At 74.2% G+C, this 19,682-nt stretch carries 20 protein-coding genes; 3 read left to right on the top strand and 17 right to left on the bottom strand.

What is annotated here, in order from left to right:
- Positions 1-29: 29 nt before the first annotated feature.
- The 6 genes from IEZ05_RS04475 to IEZ05_RS04450 form a co-directional block, all read right to left on the bottom strand.
- Positions 30-1,487, bottom strand: a complete 1,458-nt coding sequence (locus tag IEZ05_RS04475) for a penicillin-binding transpeptidase domain-containing protein (protein ID WP_189228679.1) — start codon at positions 1,485-1,487, stop codon at positions 30-32.
- 16 nt (positions 1,488-1,503) lie between these two features.
- Entirely contained in the window at positions 1,504-2,877 is a 1,374-nt protein-coding gene (locus IEZ05_RS04470; RefSeq protein WP_189228678.1) for an FtsW/RodA/SpoVE family cell cycle protein, read from the bottom strand.
- 43 nt (positions 2,878-2,920) lie between these two features.
- Positions 2,921-3,361, bottom strand: coding sequence for an SH3 domain-containing protein (locus IEZ05_RS04465; protein WP_189228677.1), 441 nt, complete (start codon positions 3,359-3,361; stop codon positions 2,921-2,923).
- A gap of 154 nt (positions 3,362-3,515) precedes the next feature.
- The gene (locus IEZ05_RS04460; RefSeq protein WP_189228676.1) at positions 3,516-4,760 is read right to left on the bottom strand and encodes an ATP-binding protein; all 1,245 of its coding nucleotides are present in this window, start codon (positions 4,758-4,760) and stop codon (positions 3,516-3,518) included.
- Positions 4,757-5,539, bottom strand: a complete 783-nt coding sequence (locus IEZ05_RS04455) for a hypothetical protein (protein WP_189228675.1) — start codon at positions 5,537-5,539, stop codon at positions 4,757-4,759. Before IEZ05_RS04455 ends, IEZ05_RS04460 begins: the two co-directional genes overlap by 4 nt.
- A gap of 104 nt (positions 5,540-5,643) precedes the next feature.
- The gene (locus tag IEZ05_RS04450) at positions 5,644-6,150 is read right to left on the bottom strand and encodes a protein-tyrosine phosphatase family protein (protein ID WP_189228674.1); all 507 of its coding nucleotides are present in this window, start codon (positions 6,148-6,150) and stop codon (positions 5,644-5,646) included.
- A 106-nt stretch (positions 6,151-6,256) separates the two neighbouring features.
- On the opposite strand from IEZ05_RS04450, the gene IEZ05_RS04445 reads away from it, so the two are divergent.
- On the top strand, positions 6,257-7,060 hold the full coding sequence (locus IEZ05_RS04445) for a nuclease-related domain-containing protein (protein WP_189228673.1): 804 nt from the start codon (positions 6,257-6,259) through the stop codon (positions 7,058-7,060).
- A gap of 69 nt (positions 7,061-7,129) precedes the next feature.
- Here IEZ05_RS04445 and ligD read toward each other — a convergent pair whose 3' ends face one another.
- Positions 7,130-8,011 carry a non-homologous end-joining DNA ligase gene (gene ligD / locus IEZ05_RS04440; protein WP_189228672.1) on the bottom strand — a complete coding sequence of 294 codons (882 nt, stop codon included), beginning with the start codon at positions 8,009-8,011 and terminating at the stop codon, positions 7,130-7,132.
- A gap of 67 nt (positions 8,012-8,078) precedes the next feature.
- Between ligD and ku the strand changes: the two genes are divergently transcribed.
- Entirely contained in the window at positions 8,079-9,119 is a 1,041-nt protein-coding gene (gene ku, locus IEZ05_RS04435; protein ID WP_189228671.1) for a non-homologous end joining protein Ku, read from the top strand.
- Between the two features lie 451 nt (positions 9,120-9,570).
- Here ku and IEZ05_RS04430 read toward each other — a convergent pair whose 3' ends face one another.
- From IEZ05_RS04430 to IEZ05_RS04385, 10 genes are all read right to left on the bottom strand, one after another.
- Entirely contained in the window at positions 9,571-9,903 is a 333-nt protein-coding gene (locus IEZ05_RS04430) for a hypothetical protein (protein ID WP_189228670.1), read from the bottom strand.
- Between the two features lie 694 nt (positions 9,904-10,597).
- Positions 10,598-11,344 (bottom strand): DUF4142 domain-containing protein, encoded by a 747-nt coding sequence (locus IEZ05_RS04425; protein ID WP_189228669.1) that lies wholly within the window; start codon positions 11,342-11,344, stop codon positions 10,598-10,600.
- Positions 11,345-11,455: 111 nt separating this feature from the next.
- A complete protein-coding gene (locus tag IEZ05_RS04420; RefSeq protein ID WP_189228668.1) occupies positions 11,456-11,890 on the bottom strand; it encodes a PPOX class F420-dependent oxidoreductase in 435 nt (144 codons plus the stop codon).
- A 211-nt stretch (positions 11,891-12,101) separates the two neighbouring features.
- A complete protein-coding gene (locus tag IEZ05_RS04415) occupies positions 12,102-12,437 on the bottom strand; it encodes a TcmI family type II polyketide cyclase (protein WP_189228667.1) in 336 nt (111 codons plus the stop codon).
- Between the two features lie 48 nt (positions 12,438-12,485).
- Positions 12,486-12,965: an SRPBCC family protein gene (locus tag IEZ05_RS04410; RefSeq protein WP_189228666.1), complete on the bottom strand. Its 480-nt coding sequence runs from the start codon at positions 12,963-12,965 to the stop codon at positions 12,486-12,488.
- Position 12,966: 1 nt separating this feature from the next.
- On the bottom strand, positions 12,967-13,236 hold the full coding sequence (locus tag IEZ05_RS04405; RefSeq protein ID WP_161167749.1) for an acyl carrier protein: 270 nt from the start codon (positions 13,234-13,236) through the stop codon (positions 12,967-12,969).
- Between the two features lie 98 nt (positions 13,237-13,334).
- Positions 13,335-14,582, bottom strand: coding sequence for a ketosynthase chain-length factor (locus IEZ05_RS04400; protein WP_189228665.1), 1,248 nt, complete (start codon positions 14,580-14,582; stop codon positions 13,335-13,337).
- A complete protein-coding gene (locus tag IEZ05_RS04395; RefSeq protein WP_189228664.1) occupies positions 14,579-15,868 on the bottom strand; it encodes a beta-ketoacyl-[acyl-carrier-protein] synthase family protein in 1,290 nt (429 codons plus the stop codon). The genes IEZ05_RS04400 and IEZ05_RS04395 overlap by 4 nt, the downstream gene beginning before the upstream one ends.
- Positions 15,865-16,332, bottom strand: a complete 468-nt coding sequence (locus tag IEZ05_RS04390) for a cupin domain-containing protein (RefSeq protein WP_189228663.1) — start codon at positions 16,330-16,332, stop codon at positions 15,865-15,867. The genes IEZ05_RS04395 and IEZ05_RS04390 overlap by 4 nt, the downstream gene beginning before the upstream one ends.
- 80 nt (positions 16,333-16,412) lie before the next feature.
- A complete protein-coding gene (locus tag IEZ05_RS04385; RefSeq protein WP_189228662.1) occupies positions 16,413-17,636 on the bottom strand; it encodes a SchA/CurD-like domain-containing protein in 1,224 nt (407 codons plus the stop codon).
- Between the two features lie 267 nt (positions 17,637-17,903).
- Here IEZ05_RS04385 and IEZ05_RS04380 point away from each other — a divergent pair, with 267 nt between their 5' ends.
- On the top strand, positions 17,904-19,568 hold the full coding sequence (locus tag IEZ05_RS04380) for an FAD-dependent oxidoreductase (RefSeq protein WP_189228661.1): 1,665 nt from the start codon (positions 17,904-17,906) through the stop codon (positions 19,566-19,568).
- The last annotated feature ends 114 nt before the right edge of the window (positions 19,569-19,682 follow it).

The following is a 19,682-nucleotide window of genomic DNA, read 5'->3' as shown; positions in this document are numbered from 1 at the left end:
CGGGCCGTCTGTGGGCCGGTACCCCCGTCTCATTCCGCGAGCACCGCCTCCATCACCGCCCGCGCGATCGGCGCCGCCAGCCCGCCCCCGCTGATGTCCTCCCGGCCGCCCGGGGAGCCCTCCACGACCACCGCCACCGCGACCTTCGGCTCCAGGTCCCGGTCGTCCTGTGCCCACGAGACGAACCAGGCGTACGGAGTCCCCGAGTTGCCGACGCCGTGCTGGGCGGTGCCGGTCTTGCCGCCGACCGTGGCCCCCGGGATCGCCGCGTTCGCGCCGGTGCCGTCCTCCACCACGCCGGTCATCAGCTCCTTCAGCTTCCTGGCCGTCGACGGCCGCATCGCCTCCCGGGCGGGGCGCGACCCGGCCGTCGCCACCAGGCTGCCGCCCGCCCGCACCGTCCGCTCCACCAGGTACGGCGCCCGCACCTGCCCGCCGTTGGCCACGGCCGCCGCCACCATCGCCATCTGCAGCGGAGTGGCCCGCGTGTTGTACTGGCCGATCGACGACAGCCCGAGCTGCGCCCGGTCCACCGAGGTGTCGAAGGTGCTCCGCGCGACCGAGAAGGGGACGCGCAGCCCATCGTCGTTGAAGCCGAACGCCTCCGCCGTGGCCGCCATCTCCGCCACGCCCACGTCCACGCCGAGCTTGGCGAACACCGTGTTGCAGGACCACTCGAAGGCCTCCCGCAGCGAGGCGTCCCGGCATCCCTCGCCCTCGTTCGTCAGCCGCGTCCGCGTTCCGGGCAGCGTGTACGGGTCGGGGGAGCGGGTCGGCGCGTCCAGGTCCCGGATCACGCCCGCGTCGAGCGCCGCCGCCGCGGTGACCACCTTGAACGTGGAGCCCGGCGGATAGGTCCGGCGCACCGCCCGGTTGAGCATCGGCTTGTCCGGGTCGCCGTTCAGCCGCTCCCAGGTCCGGGTGGCGGCCGTGCTGTTCCCGGACAGCAGCTGGGGGTCGTACGACGGGGCGGAGACCAGCGCCAGGATCCGCCCGGTCGACGGCTCGATCGCGGCCACCGCCCCCTTGCGACCGCCGAGCCCCTCGAACGCCGCCTGCTGCGCGGCCCCGTTGATCGTCGTCACCACGTCGCCGCCCGGGTTGCGGTTGCCCGTGACGTCGTTCCACAACGGCAGCGGCGCGAGCATCGGGTCGGCGCCGGACAACAGGCTGTCCTCGGCGTGCTCCAGCAGGGTCGTCCCGTACACCTGCGAGGCGAAGCCGGTGATCGGGGCGTACATCGGGCCGTTCGCGTACGTCCGTTCGAAGCGCAGGTGCTCGCCGGTGTCCCGGGAGCCGGTGACCGGCTCGCCGCCGACCAGGATGTTGCCGCGCGGCTGCTGGTAACGGGCGATGTCCGGACGTCGGTTGGCGGGATTGTCGTCGTACTCCGGCGCCTGGACGATCTGGACGCGGGCGGCGTTCACCACCAGGGCGACCAGCAGCAGGGCGCAGAAGGCGGCGGCGTGCCGGATGTGCCGGGTCACCGCGGCCCCTCCCCGCTCACGGCGCCGCCCGCCCGTCGCCGAGGCTGCGGGCCGCGTGGCTGACCCGGATCAGCAGGGCCACGATCGCCCAGTTGGTGACCACCGACGAGCCGCCCTGGGCCAGGAACGGCATCGCCATGCCGGTCAGCGGGATCAGCCCGGTCACCCCGCCCGCGATGACGAACACCTGGAGCGCCACGATCGAGGAGAGACCGACCGCGAGCAGCCGGCCGAACGGGTCGCGGGCGGCGAGGCCGGCCCGGAAGCCGCGCTCCACCAGCAGCGCGTACAGCAGGAAGATCGCGGTCAGACCGAGGAAGCCCAGCTCCTCCCCGGCCGTCGCCAGGATGAAGTCCGACTTGACGGCGAACCCGATCAGCACGGAGTGTCCCAGGCCCAGGCCCGTGCCGGTCACCCCGCCCGCGGCGAACGCGAACAGCGACTGGGCGAGCTGGTTGGCGCCCCCTCCGGCCTCGATCGACGCGAACGGGTGCAGCCAGTCCTCCACCCGGCTGTGCACGTGCGGCTCCAGCCAGCCCACGGCGACCGCGCCCAGCGAGGCCAGCAGCAGGCCGACCGCGATCCAGCCGGTGCGGCCGGTGGCGACGTAGAGCAGGACGACGAACAGGCCGAAGAACAGCAGCGAGGTCCCGAGGTCGCGCTCCAGCACCAGGACGCCGACGCTGACCAGCCACACGGCGACGATCGGGCCGAGCACCCGGCCGGTGGGCAGTTGCAGCCGCCACACGCGGCGGCCCGCGTACGCCAGGGCGCTGCGATTGGCGGCCAGGTAGGCGGCGAAGAACACGGCGAGCAGCACCTTGGCGAACTCACCGGGCTGAATGGAGAAGCCCTCGACGCGGATCCAGATGCGGGCGCCGTTCACGGCCGGGAACAGGATCGGCACGGTGAGCAGGACGAGCGCGGCGGCGACGCAGACGTAGGCGTAGCGCTGGAGGGCCCGGTGGTCGCGCAGGAGCAGGACGACGACGATGAACAGCGCGACGCCCAGCGTGGACCACACCAGCTGGGCCGGGGCCGCCCGGTCGTCCGGCGTCTCCAGGTCGAGGCGGTAGATCAGCACCAGGCCGAGGCCGTTGAGCAGCACACCGATGGGCAGCAGCAGCGGATCGGCGCAGGGGGCGCGCAGCCGTACCGCCAGATGGGCGAGGACGGCGAGCACCCCGAGCCCGGCGCCGTAACCGGCGGCGCCGGGCGGCAGGGTGCCCTGCTGGGCGAGGCCGACGTTGCAGTAGCCGAACACCGACAGCAGGACGGCCATGACGATGAGGGCGAGTTCGATGCCACGGCGCCGGGGGAGGCGGGCGGCGGGAGCGGGTGTGTCCGCCTGTGCCACGGTGATTCCGGTCTCGGTTCCGGCCTTGGTCATGTCCGGAACTTACCCAAATGGCGGGGTGTGCGAGCTGTCGGCATCAGCACCAGCGCGGCGCGGGACCGATGTTGTCGATGTAGCGGGCCGCGCCCCAGGCCCAGGTGCCGTCCGTGAGGAGGTACCAGAGCGGGTTGCCCTGCACCCGGTCGCCGGGGGTCTTGCAGTAGATGTGGACGATCTCGCCCCGGCGGACGTACCGGATGACCTGCGAGCCGCGGCTCGGCGAGGTGCGCAGGGCGAGCCGGTCGGCCGTGACGCGGCCCCGGTAGTCGCCCTGCTGCTGCCGGCCGTCGTGCCCGCCCCCGTCGCCGCCGTTCCCCCCGGTGGGGTTGCCGGAGGCGCTGCCGGAACCGGAGCCCCCGCCGCCCCAGTCGTCGTTCGCGACGGCGGGCGTGACGGCGACGGCGGCGGCGAGCGCGCCGGCGGCTGCCGTCACGGCGATGCGCCGGGTCAAGGGGGAACGGGGGTTCAGCAGCGACATGGGTACCTCCCGAGAGGCGAAAGCGCCGACGCGGTCGAAAGTGCCGACGTGGTCGAATGTGACTAATCGCCACATTAGGAGCGGTGGGTGGCGGTCGCCCGTCGCACTGCGCCATCGGGGAAGGGCCGGACGCTCCGCGGGGAGTCCCTGCCGGTCAGGTCCGCTGAGGCAGCGTCAGGATCGCCAGCGCCCCGCCGTCGGGCGGATTGGCGAACTCCAGCCGCGCGCCGAGCACCTCCGCCTGCCCCAGCGCGATCGTCAGCCCGAGCCCGTGCCCCTTCGCGCCGCCCTCGGTGCGGAACCGCTGCGGCCCGTGCGCGAGGAGGTACTCCGGATAGCCGTCCCCGTGGTCCCGCACGGTGATCACCGGACCGTCCACGGTGAGCACCACCGGCGCCCGCCCGTGCCGGTCGGCGTTCGCGACGAGATTGCCGAGCGCCCGCTCCAGCCGCCGCCGGTCGGTCTCCACCCGCGCGTCCCGTACGACGTCCACCCGGGCATCGGTGCCGGAGCCCCGCACGACCCGCCGGGCCAGCGAGCCCAGCTCCTCCGGGTCCGCCTCCAGACGCTCCCGCCCGGTGTCCAGCCGGGAGATCTCCAGCAGGTCCTCGGTGAGCGTGCGCAGCGCGGCCACCCGGTCCCGCACCAGCTCGGTCGGACGGCCCGGCGGCAGCAGCTCGGCCGCCGCGTGCAGCCCGGTCAGCGGGGTGCGCAACTCGTGCGCCACGTCCGCGGTGAACCGCTGCTCGGCGAGCAGCTTGCCCTGCAGCGACGCCGCCATGGAGTCCAGCGCGGCGGCGACCGAGGCCACCTCGTCCTGCGGGCGCGTCGGATCCTTCGTCCGGGGATCGCCGACCCGCGCGTCGAGGTCGCCCGCGCTGATCCGCCGCGCCACCCGCGCCGTCGTGTGCAGTCGGCGCGTCACCCGGGTCACGGCGAACGCGCCCACCACCAGCGTCGCCCCGATCGCCAGGCCCGACGACCACACGATCGCCCGGTCCAGGCCGTCGATGGTGCGCTCGCCCTGGGAGTGGTCGACCCGCACCGCGAGGACCCGGCCGCCGTCGGCCGGACCCGCCGCCCACATCGTGGGGCGCCCATCGTGCTCGGCGACCATCGTGCCGCGCCGGCCGGAGGCGGCCAGCTCCCGCAGCGACGGCGGCAGCCCCGGCGGATCGACGCCCGCGCCCCGGCGCAGCGGGTCCCCGGCCTCGTACGCCGCCGTCGCCTCCCGCAGCCGGGCCAGGGCGACGTCCCGGGCCTGCCCCACGGTCTGGTCGGTCACCGAGACGTGCACCAGGACGCCGAGCAGGGCGGCGAGCGCGCAGCACATCACGGTGATGAACACGGCGGCCTTCAGGGCGAGCGGACCGGCCCATCGCGGAAGGGCGGCCCTCACCGGGGGCTCGCCGACGAGGACGGAGACGGGGACGGGGACGGGGACGGGGAGGGGGAGGGGGAGGCGGAGGGGCGTTTCGCGCCCGCCGCGTCGCCGGTGCGCAGCATCTCGTCGCGGGTGAGGAGCATCGCGTTCTGGTCCGGGTCCCAGGTCCACTGGAGGCGGTACTCGTAGCCCGCCACCTCCGAGGGCGACCGGACGATCACCGACCGCCCGGCAAGCTCGACCGCGCTCACTGCGTCCTCGTAGGACATGACCCGCACGAGCCGGCCCTGCTCCACGCTGTAGACGCGCACGGCCGTCATCTTCGCGGGCAGCAGCCGGAAGCCCAGCGTCAGCTCCGGGCGCCCGTCGCCGGTCAGGTCCCGGTAGTACGGCTTGAGGACGGGGCAGCCGGCGCTCTCGCCGGCCGCGTCGCAGTCGGCCATGCGGCGGGCCGTCTCCCGGTTCGGCGCCTTGGCGCCCGCGTAGTCGTCCGGGTGCGCGGCGATCTCGGCCCGTACCGTGGCCACCGGGTCCACACGGCGGATGTCGCCGCCCGGCACGGCGACGCCCTCGACCACCTCGTGGTCCACCTCGCCGATGTCGTAGGCCGGGGACGACGCCGGCGTCAGGTCCGGCCACAGCCGGGCGGGACTGACCGCGGTGGGCGTGGCGCCCGCGCTCCGCAGCCCGCCCGTGTCACCGCAGCCCGCCACCGTCACCGAGGCCACCGCGAGCGCCAGCAGCACCCGGGCGGCGGGGACACGGGCCGGGCGCCCACGGCGGCTGGGGAGCACGGCACTCCTGGAGGTCGGTGATCGTCGAGTCGGCGATCGTCGTCGGTGGCCCCGCACCCTCGTTCGTACGGGAGTCCATTTTGCCTGCCCCGCCGCGCGCCGGGCTACTCGGCCAGTTCCTCCAGCAGCCGGGCGGTCACCAGACCGGCCCGCAGGTACTCCGCGAACAGCTCGTTGTGCAGCGCCCACGGCGAACGGCGGGTCCGGATCAGCCGCATCGCCTCCTCGGCGCCGCGGCCCTGGTGCATCAGGACCTGGGCGACCACCAGCCCGGAGCGGTTGTACCCGTGGTAGCAGCGGACCAGGACCCTGCGTCCCCCGGCCAGCGCCTCGCCCGCGGCCTGGGCCAGCCGGATCACCCCCGCGAGCTGCGTCCCGTCCAGCGGCCCGTCGGGGATCGGCCACACCTGGTGCTCGACACCCGGGTCCGGGCCGTGACCGGGCAGCCTGAGCAGGGTCTGCACGAGGTCGAACTCGTCGCGCACCACGACGGACTCCAGCAGCCCGCCCTGCCGCCTGAACTCGTGCCCGCCCATCCACAGTCCGGGCACGATCTCGTCCCACGGCCTGGCCGGGGCCGGTACGTCGGATCCCTTGCCACGGGTACGCAACGCGCCTCCCCATCCCGCCCGAGGACCTGCCCCGTTCCCGTTCCAAGGTAGCCCGGTCTTGCCCCACGAGCACCCTCCTGGTCCCATGGTCGTGGGGTGATGGTGCATGAGCGGACTGCGCGTCATACCGACCTGGCGGCACGGCCGGGAGCGCCTCTACGTCTGCCGCGCGGACGGCGGGAACATCGCCTGGTACGACCGTGAGGCGTCCCGGGTCAGCCTGCTGAGCGACGAGCGCGAGGACGAGGTGCTGGAGGCCCTCGGGCCCTTCCTCACCGGCCCCGTCACCGTCGGGCCGCCCCCGGTCCCCACCCCCGCCGAGCTGGCCCGGCTCTCCCTCCACCCGGACGACGACCTCGCCCCCAACCGGCCCGGCGAGGCCCTCCTGGTCGCCCTGGACCGCGACCCCGGCCCCGCGCACCGGCTGCGGCCCGACCCGCGCCGCCGGGAGCTGGCCGCCGAGCAGCTGACCGGGCAGGTCCTCGACCGGCTCGACGGCGCCGGCTGGCACACCCTGCACTCGGTCCCGCTGCCCGGCGGCGACCGCATCCACCACCTGGTGATCGGGCCCGGGGGCCTCTTCGCCCTCCATGTGCTGCCCGCCCGCAGGCAGCGGGTCCGGATCGCCGACCCGCTGGTCACGCTGGGCCGTCGCGCGCCGTGGCCCCTGCTGGACCGGGTCCGCGCCGACGCCGACCGCGCGTCCTACGCCCTGACCGCCGAGGTCCGGCCCGTCCTGGTCCTCGCCGGCCCGGCGGGGGTGGACGTCGCGGTCCCGCCGCGCGAGGTCCGCGTCCTCACGGCCGAGGAACTGCCCGGCCTGGCCCGCCCGGGCGGGGTGCTCAAGCCGGCGGACGTGGAGGCCCTGCACGCGATGGCCCGGGACCGCACCGCGTGGACGCGGGTCTGACGTCCGGCATCGGAACGGCGGCGGGAACGCGGATGTGACGGTCCTGCGTCGGGCCGGGCCCGGGAACCGTCAGGGCAGCGGTGCCGAACGCCGCCGGTCGAACAGAGGTGCCAGCAGGTCGCCGTAGTCCTGCACCCGCGGCCCGAGGTCCCCCGCCCGGAACACCAGCTGCTCCGCCCGCCGGCACGCGGCCACCTCCTCCCACGTCACCGGCGTGGAGACGGCCGGTTCGGTGCGGGCCCGCATCGTGTACGGCGCGGCGGTCGTCTTGCGCGCGGCGTTCTGGCTCCAGTCCACGAACACCTTCCCGGGGCGCAGGCTGCGCGTCATCCGGTGCACCACCAGCCGCGGCAGGGCCCGCTCCGCCTCCACGGCCAGCGCCTTCGCGTACTCCGACACCCGCTCGGACGACGACCCGCGCACCCCGGCCAGCAGGTGCAGCCCCTTCGCGCCGGACGTCTTGGCGTACGCCTCCAGCCCGTCCGCCGCCAGCCGGTCCCGCAGCCACAGCGCGACCTCGCAGCAGTGCACCACGGTCGCGGGCGGCCCGGGGTCCAGGTCGAACACCAGCCGGTCGGCCTCGCCGGGATCGTCCGCGGTCCACTGGTGCGTGTGGAACTCGGTCACCAGGTTCGCCGCCCACATCAGGCTCGCCAGGTCCTGCACCAGCACCATCCGGGCCGGCCCCTCCGACCGGGGCACCTCGGCGGTGGTGACCCAGTCGGGCGTACCCGGCGGCACGTTCTTGGTGAAGAACAGCTGGCCGTCCGGTCCGTCCGGGTACCGCAGGAAGGACACCGGGCGGTCCCGCAGGTGCGGCAGCAGCACCTCGGCCGTCGTCGCGTAGTAGTGCAGCAGCTCGCCCTTGGTGAGGCCGGTCGCCGGATACAGCACCTTCTCCAGGTTGCTGAGGGCCACCCGCCGCCCCTCCACCTCCGTGATAGGCGCCATACGATGAGAATCTCATGAAACACGGACAAACCGCCCAACGTGGCAAGTGATCGGAAGGGTGCTGCACGTGAGGTCCATCTGGAACGGCGCCATCTCCTTCGGCCTGGTCAGCATCCCGATCAAGCTGGTGAACGCGACCGAGAGCCACGCGATCTCCTTCCGCCAGATCCACACCGAGGACGGCGGCCGGATCCGGTACCGCAAGGTCTGCGAGCTGGAGGACCGCGAGGTCACCCAGGGCGAGATCGGCAAGGCCTACGAGGACGCGGACGGCTCGATGATCCCCATCACCGACGACGACCTGTCCCACCTGCCGATCCCGACCGCGCGGACGATCGAGATCGTGGCCTTCGTGCCCGAGGAGCGCATCGACCCGCTCCAGCTGGACGCCGCGTACTACCTCGCGGCGAGCGGCGCCCCCGCCGCCAAGCCGTACACCCTGCTGCGCGAGGCGCTCAAGCGCAGCAACCGGGTCGCCATCGCCAAGTACGCGCTGCGCGGCCGTGAGCGCCTGGGCATGCTGCGGGTCGTCGGCGAGGCCATCGCGATGCACGGTCTGCTGTGGCCGGACGAGGTGCGCGCCCCCGAGGGCGTCGCCCCGGACACGAACGTCACGGTCCGCGACCAGGAGCTGGACCTCGCGGACGCCCTGATGGACACGCTCGGCGAGATCGACCTGGACGACCTGCACGACGAGTACCGCGAGGCACTGGAGGAGGTCATCGCCGCGAAGGCCGCCGGCGAGGCGCCCCCGGAGAGCCCGGAGCCGGCGCGGTCCGGCAAGGTGCTGGACCTCATGGCCGCCCTGGAGAACAGCGTGCGGGCGGCGCGCGAGTCCCGGGGCGAGGAGGGGGAGGAGGCCGAGGTCAGGACGCTGCCCAAGACGGCGGCGCCCCGCACGCCGAAGGAGACCGGCGGCAAGAAGTCCACGTCGACGGCGGCGAAGAAGACGGCGGCGAAGAAGACGGCGGCCTCCACGAAGAAGTCGACGGCCGCGGGGTCGGGGAAGAAGACGGCGACCAGGAGCACGGCGAAGAAGGCGACGGCCAAGAACACGGCCTCGAAGAGCACCGCGAAGAAGACGGCCTCCCGCAGACGCAGCGCGTGACTCCACGGGAGGCGGTGGCCGGCCGCGGGTCTGGGGGCGCGGGCGGGTGACGGTCCGGGTGGCGGTGCGGGGTGTTGGCCGGATGCCGCACAGGCGCCGGCACGGGTGCTGGTGCGGGCACTGGCCCGCCGGTGCCGGCGCGCGGCGCTGCGCCGGGGCGGGTTCCGGTGCGGAGCGTCGGGTCGGTCCAGGGACGCGGGTCGCGGGGCACCGCCCGGCCGGTGACGTGGACGCTCAGGGATCGTCCAGGTGGAGGCGGGGCTCGGGGATCGGCGGACGGTACGGGCTCGAAAGCCGCGGGCTCGCGGAGGCGCGGGTGTCACTCGGCCGGTGACGTGGACGCTCAGTCGATCGTCAGGGTGGAGACGGACGGACGCCCGGGGAGCGGCGGACGGTACGGGCTCGAAGGCACCGCGGCGGCGCCGGGTCACCCGGGCGGTGGCGCCGTCGCTCAGCCGATCGTGAGGGTGGAGGCGGACGCCCGGGGAACGGCGGACGGAAGGGGCCGGAAGGCCGCGGGGCTCGCGGAGGCGCCGGGTGCCGGGGAGGCGGCGGTGGGCAGGGCCGTCTCCTCCAGACGTCGGCCGATGGTGTCGCCGGGTCCTCGGACGGGGGTGCCGGGGCCGGTGGACAGCTGCGACCACGCCGTGAGCGCGAGGGCCACCGCGGCCGCCGTGCCGACCACCCGTCCGACCCGCCGGAGCCGGGCACGGCCGTCCAGCTCATGCCACGCCGGACCGGCCCACGGCTCCTGCGGACACCAGAGGTCACCGACCGCGTCCACCCCCTCCCCGCCCGGCGACGCCCCCGACCCAGGGCGCACCCCTCCGGGGCGGGGGCGCGGACGCGGGTACGCACCCGGGCGAAGGCCCGGCGAGGGACGCGCGTCCGAGCCGGGGAACGCGTCGGTCCCCGAGAACGCGTCGGTGTCCGCGCCCGGGTGTGGCTCCGCCGGATGCGCGTCCCCGGAGCCGGGGAGCGCGCCGGTCCCCGGGCCCGGTTCCCGGTGTCCGTCCCGCGCAGGGCCCGTGGCCGGAGGGCGGGGGCGGTGGCCCTGGGCCCGCTCCCGGGCGGACGGTTCTCTCGGGGCGGTGGCGCGGATGGCCCGCTCACTGTCCGCGAGGAACTTGCGCCAGACCTCCTCGGGCACGGACGGCGTACCGTCCCGCCCCTCCGGCGTGGCGCCGCCGCCCGGTTCGGATGCCGCCATGGTCCCCCTCTTCCCGGTCCCGCCGAGTACGCCCCCGCCCCGCGGAACGACGCCTCGCCGCCCTCCACCGCCAACCCCATGAACGCGCACAGACACCGGGCCGTTCCCGGGTGCCGCCGCGCGCACCCGGCCATCATGGCGGCACCGGTCTCGGTCGGCAGGAAGCGGGCGGCAATCGTCCAGGCGCTCACCGCCCTCAGCGAGGCGGGCGGCGGGAATCACGGCGCCCCCCGGCGCCTGATTCCCCCCGCCGTTCCCGTGGAGCGCCTCAGGGAGCCGCCGGTGACGGCGTCGGCGTCGGCGAGGCCGTGTTCACGTTCAGGTCGGGGCGCGGCCTGAGCACCAGCACCCGCTCTCCCGGCTGGGGCGGGGGCGGGGTGACCTTCTCCTTCGGGAGCTTCGCCGGGCCGGTCTGCTGGAAGGTGACCTGGTCGTACTCCACCAGTCCGGTCTTCTCCAGCACCGTGATGTGGTCCAGCACGGTGTCGTTGGCCAGGTCGGCCAGCTGCCGCACGAGCGTGTTCTTGGTGGTGGCCCGGATCTTGGCGATGGCCGGGAAGATCTGACCGTGGGTCACCCGCATGATGTTGACCGCCGAGGAGTCGAACTCCCTGCCGCTCTTGGCATCGACGGTCGCCACGAAGCCCTGCTGCTGCGGGGAGGCCAGGTTGGGCAGGGTGATGCCCAGCTCGGGGGCGATCTCGCGGCACATCGCGTCGAGGCCGGCGTGCCCGACGACCAGGTGCTCGCCGGCCGTCCTCATCTCCTTGGTCGTGCCGCGCCGCATGGCCATCTCGCCCAGCGGGTACTCCCACAGCCCGGCGGAGCGGACCTTGACGACGAAGTCGCGGTCGGCCTCGGTGAGCGGCCCGTACTTCGTGCTCGCGACGACGCGGTCCTGATTGCCGTCGGGCTTCTCCAGACCGAGCACGGCCGGGAAGGCCAGCGCGGTGAGGGTCAGGGTCATCGCACCGAGCAGGACGACGACGCCGATCCTGCCGCGGGACAGCCGCATGATGCCTCCAGGGCGACGCGTGGGACTCGTACGCCAGGAGGTACGCAAACGGCGCGCGGATCGATCACCGCTCCGGCACAAAACTTGGGCCGGCCCCGACCCCGGTCCCGCTCAGCCGAGATTCGCCCCGTACACCCGGTCGACGGTGATCGTCACCAGCACCCGGCGGTCGGACACCATGACCGCCCGGTACTCGTCCCAGTCCGGGTGCTCCCCGGCGGCCGCCCGGTAGTACTCCACGAGCGCCTCGACCTCCGGGCCGTGCGGGTCGGTGCCCGGCCCGGTCAGGGTCGCCGTGCCCTCGGCGGTGGCCCAGGACCTGCCGTCCGGGGCGGTCACCTCCAGCGCGGCCCGCGGGTCCCGGCGCAGGTTGGCGGTCTTGGCCAGGCTCTCGCGGGTCGAGACGCGGATGACGCCGGCCTCGGGGTCGTAGGACGGGGAGACGGGGGACAGCTGCGGGCGGCCGTCCGCCTTGATCGTCGCGAGCACGCCGAGCCGGCTCGCCGCCAGCAGGGTGCGCGGGTCGAAGGAGGGTGTGGTGGTCATGGAGGGATCATCACCCCTCGCCCCGCCGGCTGTCCCGCGAACCGCCCACCGGCGGGGCCGGCCGTGGTCAGGGAATCGCGGGTCCGCCCAGGTGGTCGCCGTCGCGGTCGTCGACGGTCCGCGCGGGCCGCGTGCCGTGACGGCGACCGGAGCGCGTCGGGGCCGCCCGCGGAAGGCGGGCGGCCCCGACGTCGCGGGCGGCGGACCGGCGTCAGCCGGCGGTGGTCCGGTCCCAGGTGTAGAAGCAGCGCGCCATCGCGTCCTTGGGACTGCGCCAGGTCGCCGGGTCGTACGCCGACACGTACGGCTCGAGCCGCTCGCTGACCAGCCGGAACTCCGGATGCCCGGTCAGCCTGCCGATGGCGGGAGCCGGGTCGTCGTCGCTCTCGATGAGGTGCAGGTACACACCGTCACCGAACTCGAAGAGACGGCGCCGGTTGACGCCCACCAGATGGGGCAGCTCGCCGCGGTCGGACTCGGCGAACACCTTCGCGATGTCCGGTGCCGCGCCCGGTGCCATCCGGGCGACGATCAGGGTGTGGTGCATGGGGAGGTGCCCTTCGTCGGTGCCAGTCGGCACTGTGGTTCGACGGGATCAGTCGGCGAGCACCGCGGCGGTCCGCCGCTCGCCCGCGGCCTGCTCGATCCGGTCCCGGATCAGCTCCATCTGCGTACGGGAGTTCCGGTTGATGTTGTCCGTCATCCCCGCGTCGTCGACGGGCGCCTCCGGCTTCATCGCGAAGTCCTGGACCCAGCGCATCCGGGTCCCCTCCGCGGTCTCGGTGTACTCCCAGACGATGTTCATGTACTGGAAGGGACCGGTCTCCACCCGGTGGGCGCGGACGGTGCGGGTCACGGGGTCGGCGACGCGCTCGGACACCCAGCTCCACACCCGCCCCTCCTCGTCCGGGTGCATGGTGAGCCGGAAGGTGACCCGGTCGCCGTCGCGTTCGAGGACGTCCACGGAGGCGTACTCGCTGAACAGCCGGGGCCAGTTCTCGATGTCGTTGGTCATGTCCCAGACCAGCGGCATCGGCGCGGCGATGGTGATCTCGTTGTCGGTGTGCCCTGCCATGTCACACTCCCGTCTTCAGGGCGCCGTTGACCAGCGCGAGGAAATCCGCGGGCGTCTTGCAGCGCTCGGCCTGCTCCGGCAGGCCCAGCCCGTACCGCTTCTCCAGCTCGGCCACGATGCCCAGCAGGCCGAGGGAGTCCAGGCCGAACGTGTCGAAACCGGCGTCGGCCTGCTGCTGGAGGGTGACCGGGTCGACGTGCACACCGGCGGTGCGCTTCATGAGCGCCGACAGTTCCTCGACGGTCACCTGGTAGTCCACTTGGTCGGTCATGCGGAGGTGCTCCTTCACTCGGATCGGCGCCCACCGGGAGGCGGCGCCCGCTCGGGATGGTGATGGCTCGGGAGGGGCGGTACGGGGCCGGCCGGTGCTCAGGCGGTGGGCGCGCCCTGGCGCAGGACCAGCGCGGAGTTGCAGCCCATGAGCCCCCGGCCGAGGACCAGGGCCGTGCGCGACTCCGCGGGACGGGCCCGGCCGGCCACCAGGTCCAGGTCGTGGCAGACGTCGTACACGTTCGGCGTGGGCGGGATCAGCCCGTGCTCCATGGCGAGCACCGCGGTCGCCACGTCCAGCACCGGCGCCGCGCAGTACGCCCGCCCGGTCCCGGTCTTGGGCGCGGTGACCGGCACCCGCCGTGCGTGCGGCCCGAGGGCGTCGGCGAGCGCGAGGGCCTCGGCCCGGTCCGCCTCCGGCACCCCGAGGGCGTCCGCGAACACCACGTCCACCTCCTCGGGCCGGCAGCCGGCCTCCGCCAGCGCGCCCTCGATCGCCCGCGCCAGCCCGGCCCGCGACTCCTCCCAGCGGGAGGCGCCGGTGAAGGTCGCCGCGTGCCCGGCCACCGTCGCCCGCGTGTCGGCCCCGCGCTCGCGCGCCGCGCCCTCCTCCTCCAGCAGGAGCATCGCCCCGCCCTCGGCCGGTGCGAAACCGCAGGCCGCCTGCGTGAACGGGCGGTAGGCGCGGTCCGCCTCGGTGGCCCGGCTCAGCTCGGGGTAACCGAGCTGGCAGACGATCGAGTACGGGGCGAGCGGCGCCTCCGTCGCGCCGCACACCACCGTGTCGGTACCGTTCCGCACGGCCAGCGCCGCGTGCGCCAGGGCGTCCAGACCGCCCGCCTCGTCGGCGGCGACGACACCGCACGGGCCCTTGAAGTCGTTGCTGATGGAGATCTGGCCCGTGCTGGCCGCGTAGAACCAGGCGATCGACTGGTACGGGCCGACGTACCGCGACCCCTGGCCCCACAGGTTCTGCAGCTCCCGCTGCCCGAACTCGCCGCCGCCCGAACCGGCCGCGGTGACCACGCCCACCGAGTACGGCGACTCGACGTCGGCACGGCCGAACCGCGCGTCGGTGAGCGCGAGCTGCGCGGCGGTCAGCGCGAAGTGCGTGAACCGGTCGGTCTGGACGAGATACCGCTCCTCGATCAGCTCCGACGGGTCGAAGCCGCGCACCTCGCCCGCCACCCGCAGCGGCAGGTTCTCGCAGCCCTCCCGGGTGACGGGCCCGAGGCTGCTGGTGCCGTCCGCGACGGCTTTCCAGTGCGCCTCCGCCCCGATGCCGTGCGGGGACACCACGCCGAGGCCGGTGACGACCGCCCGCCGGGGCCGTTGTCGTCCGCTCATCGCGGCCCTCCTTCCGTGCCGGAACCAGAACCGGAACCGCTGAGTACGACGGCGGACTGGAAGCCGCCGAAGCCGCTGCCCACCGACAGCACGTGCCGAAGCGAACGCTCCCGGGCCTCGCGCGGCACGTAGTCCAGGTCGCACTCGGGGTCGGGGGTCGTGTAGTTGGCCGTGGGCGGCACCACCTGGTGGTGCATCGCCAGCACGCATGCGGCCAGCTCGATCGAGCCGATCGCGCCGAGCGAGTGGCCCACCATGGACTTGATCGAGCTCATCGGCGTCTTGTAGGCGTGCTCGCCCAGCGACCGTTTGACGGCCGCGGTCTCGTGCCGGTCGTTCTGCTGGGTGCCGGAACCGTGCGCGTTGACGTAGTCGACCGAGGAGCCGTGCAGCCGGGCCATGTCGAGCGCCGTGTCGATGGCCCGCGCCATCTCCAGGCCCTCCTTGGTGAGCCCCGTCATGTGGTACGCGTTGCCGAACGTCGCGTAGCCGGAGATCTCGCAGTACACGTCCGCGCCGCGGGCCCGGGCGTGCTCCAGGTCCTCCAGGACCAGCACCGCCGCACCCTCGCCCATGACGAAACCGTTGCGGTCGGCGTCGAAGGGCCGGGAGGCGTGCGCCGGGTCGTCGTTGTTCGGCGAGGTCGCCTTGATGGCGTCGAAGCAGGCCATGGTGATCGGCGAGATCGGCGAGTCCGCCGCGCCCGCCAGGCACACGTCGACACGTCCCTCGGCGACGGCGTGGTAGGCGTACCCCACCGCGTCAAGCCCGGACGTGCACCCGGTGGACACGGTCTGCACCGGCCCGTGGACGCCGAACTCCTCGGCCACGGCCGACGCGAGCGTCGCCGGGGTGAAGGCCCGCTCCAGATGCGGCTCGGCCTGCCGCTCGTCCACGTCCCACCGCGAGCCGCGCTCGCTGACCAGGACGTAGTCGTGCTCCAGCCGGGTCGTGCCGCCGACCGCGGTGCCCAGCGTGGCACCGGCCCGCCACGGGTCCAGCCGGCCGAGGTCGAGCTCCGCGTCGCGCACCGCCTCGGCGGCGGCGACGAGCGCGAACTGCACGTACCGGTCGCACCGCTGCACGGTGGCGAGGTCCAGCCCGAGCGCGGAGGCGTCGAAGTCGCACTCGGCGGCGATCTGGGAACGCAGGCCGGCCGGATCGAAGAGGGAGATGCGCCGCGTCGCCGTACGGCCGTCGGACAGCAGCCCCCAGAACTGGGGCACGCCGATCCCGCCGGGGGCGACGACGCCTATGCCCGTGACGGCGACCCGTCGCCGCGTCATGACACCGCCTCGGCCGCGGCGGCGGGACGCTCGTGCCCGGCGCACCCCGCGTGGCCCTCGTGCGGCAGGGCGTTGCCCTCCGCGTCCTCCGTGTCGACGTGGCCGAGCTCCGGCCGCGGGGCCAGCGGCCCCAGGTGGAACACGATCCGCGCCTCCACGCTGCCCACGTTGCGGAAGCGGTGGCGCACGTTCTGCGGGATCAGCACTCCCTGCCCGACGGAGAGCGAGTGCGGCGCCCCGTCCAGGTCCACCTCGAGGGTGCCGTCGGTGACGTACACGAACTCCTCGGAGTACGGGTGGTAGTGCTCGGCGATGCGGTCGCCGGGCTGCACGATGGCCACGCCCATGAAACCGCTGGTCGACCCGGCGGTGGTGGGCGTGAGAAGGGCGCGGAGGTCTCCGCCGCGGCGCGTGTTGGGCGCGATGTCGCCGAGGGAGACGATGCGTACCTGCTGGTCTGTCATGTCGGTCACTCCGGAAGGACGGAAGGCGGTGGGGGAGGACGGAGCGCGGCCCGGCCGGCGGGCCGGTGCGCGCCGACGGATCAGGAGGGGAGCGAACGCCGGTCGGTCAGCGGCGTCATGCGGGCCCGCGCGAGCAGCCGCGACAGCGTGCCGGCGTCCGTCAGGGGCCCGTCGATGCCGACGGAGGCGATGTCCAGCAGCCGCTCGGCCACCGCGACACCGGCCGCACCGTCGGACCCGGCGCGGTCGTGCAGCCCCAGGACGAACGCGGGCGCCTCGTCCGGGTCACCGGCCACGTCGACCAGCCGTACGACTAGGTCGTCGCGGTGGAAGACGGTGGCGGCGAGAACCGGACCGTCCGGCGTGTACACGGCGGACGCGTCCTGCCGGGCCAGCAGCCGGGCGAGTTCCGGCCCCGCGCCTGCCCGGACCGGATACAGCAGCGCACACCGCTGCGGGCGCGCCTCGGCCCCGGTCGCGGACGCCACGTGATGGACGGCCGGCATCGCGGCCAGGGTGAAGAACCGGCGGGCGGAGTGCGGGTCGTTCAGGTCGCGGTCCTGCTCCAGGTACGGGTTGAGGGCCTCCTCGACGGCCCGCACCCCGGGCTGCCGGGCGACATGGCGCAGCGCGGTCTGCAGATCGCCCCGCACCTCCACGGCCCGCACGATCCGGTTGCCGTGCATGAAGAGCGAGGTGCGCAGCAGCCGGGTGGTCTCGTCGACCTGGGCCTCGGGGGACGCGTAGTTGGACAGCAGCTCGGCGACCTTGGCCTCGCTGCCCGGCCGCACGGTGAAGGTCAGGGCGTGCCGGACGACGTTGCCCCCCACCCGGGGAGCGGCCCGCAGCGCCTCACCGGCCGCGGTGGACGGCGCGGCACCGTCGGCCGTGGTCTCCCGCAGCACGCTGTAGCGCAGGGAGCGGGTGTCTCGGACGCAGTCCTGCAAGGGCTCGACGGCCGTCAGGTGCTCGTCGCTGTTGACCCACGCCAGGAAGGGTGCCGCGCTCTCCCATTCGCTGGTGAGCAGCCACTGCGTCGGGTTCTCCAGGGACTGGCACAGCTGGTCGCTGACATGTCCCGGCACGGCCGCGACCCGGTGGCGGATGCGCTCGTAGGCGTGGAGGAACTCCTGCTGCATGCCGTCGTGGATGTCCAGCATCAGCACGACCCGCACGCGGGATCCGTCGAACGCGGATATCGAGACGCCGCCCGCGTCCGCGGACACGGCGGCCGTCGCCCCGGCACCCATGGCTGCGGCATCCGTCGATCCGGCATCCGACGACACGACGGGAGAGACCGTCATCCGGCCCACCTCTTCTCGGGGGAACTTCCTCGTGGACGGGGGGAGTACGACCGTCGCTGCGCGCGCCGTGTGCGGCGGGGTGCGCCGGTCGCGTAAGCACGATCGTGTGCCGTGCCCCCGGGGACCGCGAACCAGACGGGTTAAGCGGGTGAAGCCTGAGCCGCCGCAGGCGTCACGGGGCATGCATGAAGGCCCGGCCCCTGCATGTCACGGGACCTGCCACTCGACGACGGCCCGACCGGGGCCCGACGCAATGGAGGACGAGCGATGAACGAAAGAGCCGATCGATCGGGACCCGGGATCCACCGCGTCCCGGTGCTGATCGTCGGAGGGTCCCTGGTCGGCCTGTCGACCTCGGTTTTCCTGGGTCGGCTCGGCGTCCGGCACACGCTGGTGGAGCGCCACGCCGGCACCTCCATCCACCCCCGGGGACGCGGCAACAACGTCCGCACGATGGAGCTCTTCCGGGTGTCGGGCACCGAGCCGCACATCCGGCGGGCCGCCGCCACGCTGGCCGACAACCACGGCATCCTCCAGACGCCGACGCTGGTGGGCGACGCCGGGGAGTGGCTGTTCAAGCAGATCGATCCCGGCAACGGACTCGCCCGGTTCAGCCCCAGCGGGTGGTGCCTGTGCAGCCAGAACGACCTCGAGCCCGAACTGCTCGCCCACGCCCGCGAACTCGGCGGCGAACTGCGCTTCGGCACGCAACTGCTGTCGTTCGACACGGACGCCGAGGGCGTCACGGCGGTCGTCGAGAACCGGGAGACCGGCGAGCACACCACGATCCGCGCGGACTACCTGGTGGCCGCCGACGGTCCCCGCAGCCCCGTCCGCGAGCAGCTCGGCATCGGTCAGAGCGGTCCCGGCGACCTCTTCCACAACATCAGCATCACCTTCCGCTCCCGCCGGCTCGCCGACGTCGTGGGCGAACGCCGCTTCATCGTCTGCTACCTCACGGCTCCGGACGCGGACGGCGCCCTGCTCCCGGTGGACAACCGCGTGAACTGGGTCTTCCACGCCCCCTGGCACCCGGAGAACGGCGAGACGGTGGAGGACTTCACCGACGAGCGCGTCGCCGCCCACATCCGCCGCGCGGTCGGCGACCCGGACCTCGACGTCGAGATCACCGGCAAGGCCCCCTGGCACGCCGCCCAGCGCGTCGCCCGCAGCTACCGCTCGGGCCGCGTCCTGCTGGCCGGCGACTCGGCCCACGAGATGTCCCCCACCGGCGCGTTCGGCTCCAACACCGGCATCCAGGACGCCCACAACCTCGCCTGGAAACTGGCCGCCGTCCTCGACGGCTGGGCCGGTGACGGCCTCCTCGACACCTACGACGCCGAACGCCGCCCGGTCGCGGAGGCCACCAGCGCCCGCGCCGCCGCCCGCTCCGCCGAACACAGCCACCCGGGCTTCGCCCCGCCCCCGGCAGCCGGAGGCGGCGGCGGACCGCAGCGCGGCATCCTCAACGTCGCCCTCGGCTACCGCTACCCCCAGGGTGCGGTCGTCGGCGCGGACCCGGCGACGCCGGTGGTCCCGGACGCGCTCTCGCTGACGGGCGAACCCGGCAGCAGGGCCCCGCACCTGTGGCTGCGCCGCGGCGACGACCGCGTCTCCACCCTCGACCTCTACGAACGCACCCTCGTTCTGCTCAGCGACGCGACGGAGGCCAGCGGCTGGCACGAGGCCGCGACGCGGCTGGCCCACGAGATGCGGGTCCCGCTGACGCCGTACCGGGTGGGCAAGTCCCCGGACGCCGAACTGCTGCCCGAGGACGACGACACCGACTGGGCGAAGTCCCACGGTGTGACGCGCGGCGGGGCGGTCCTGGTGCGCCCGGACGGCTTCGTGGCGTGGCGCGCCCCCGGACCGGCGCCGGACCCCGCGGCGATGCTGCGTCAGGTGCTGACGTCGGTCCTGTCCCTGGCCTGACACTCGGGGCCTCGCTTGACCAGTCCCGAGCGGCATGGTTCACGCCAACGGGTGAATCCCTGAATGGACGTCCGGTCCGCCCCCGCCGGGTGCGCTGTGCTGAATCCCCTGAGA

The sequence above is a fragment of the Streptomyces flaveolus genome, from assembly GCF_014648815.1.
GTDB lineage: Bacteria > Actinomycetota > Actinomycetes > Streptomycetales > Streptomycetaceae > Streptomyces > Streptomyces flaveolus.
Note: the sequence above shows the minus strand (reverse complement) of the source record. Positions and strands in the feature narration are given on the sequence as shown.

Coding starts and splice junctions, on each gene's coding strand:
- IEZ05_RS04470 (WP_189228678.1), bottom strand. CDS start 2,877: ATGACCAAGGCCGGAACCGAGACCGGAATCACCGTGGCACAGGCGGAC.
- IEZ05_RS04465 (WP_189228677.1), bottom strand. CDS start 3,361: ATGTCGCTGCTGAACCCCCGTTCCCCCTTGACCCGGCGCATCGCCGTG.
- IEZ05_RS04445 (WP_189228673.1), top strand. CDS start 6,257: ATGAGCGGACTGCGCGTCATACCGACCTGGCGGCACGGCCGGGAGCGC.
- ligD (WP_189228672.1), bottom strand. CDS start 8,011: ATGGCGCCTATCACGGAGGTGGAGGGGCGGCGGGTGGCCCTCAGCAAC.
- IEZ05_RS04425 (WP_189228669.1), bottom strand. CDS start 11,344: ATGCGGCTGTCCCGCGGCAGGATCGGCGTCGTCGTCCTGCTCGGTGCG.
- IEZ05_RS04420 (WP_189228668.1), bottom strand. CDS start 11,890: ATGACCACCACACCCTCCTTCGACCCGCGCACCCTGCTGGCGGCGAGC.
- IEZ05_RS04415 (WP_189228667.1), bottom strand. CDS start 12,437: ATGCACCACACCCTGATCGTCGCCCGGATGGCACCGGGCGCGGCACCG.
- IEZ05_RS04410 (WP_189228666.1), bottom strand. CDS start 12,965: ATGGCAGGGCACACCGACAACGAGATCACCATCGCCGCGCCGATGCCG.
- IEZ05_RS04405 (WP_161167749.1), bottom strand. CDS start 13,236: ATGACCGACCAAGTGGACTACCAGGTGACCGTCGAGGAACTGTCGGCG.
- IEZ05_RS04400 (WP_189228665.1), bottom strand. CDS start 14,582: ATGAGCGGACGACAACGGCCCCGGCGGGCGGTCGTCACCGGCCTCGGC.
- IEZ05_RS04395 (WP_189228664.1), bottom strand. CDS start 15,868: ATGACGCGGCGACGGGTCGCCGTCACGGGCATAGGCGTCGTCGCCCCC.
- IEZ05_RS04390 (WP_189228663.1), bottom strand. CDS start 16,332: ATGACAGACCAGCAGGTACGCATCGTCTCCCTCGGCGACATCGCGCCC.
- IEZ05_RS04385 (WP_189228662.1), bottom strand. CDS start 17,636: ATGACGGTCTCTCCCGTCGTGTCGTCGGATGCCGGATCGACGGATGCC.
- IEZ05_RS04380 (WP_189228661.1), top strand. CDS start 17,904: ATGAACGAAAGAGCCGATCGATCGGGACCCGGGATCCACCGCGTCCCG.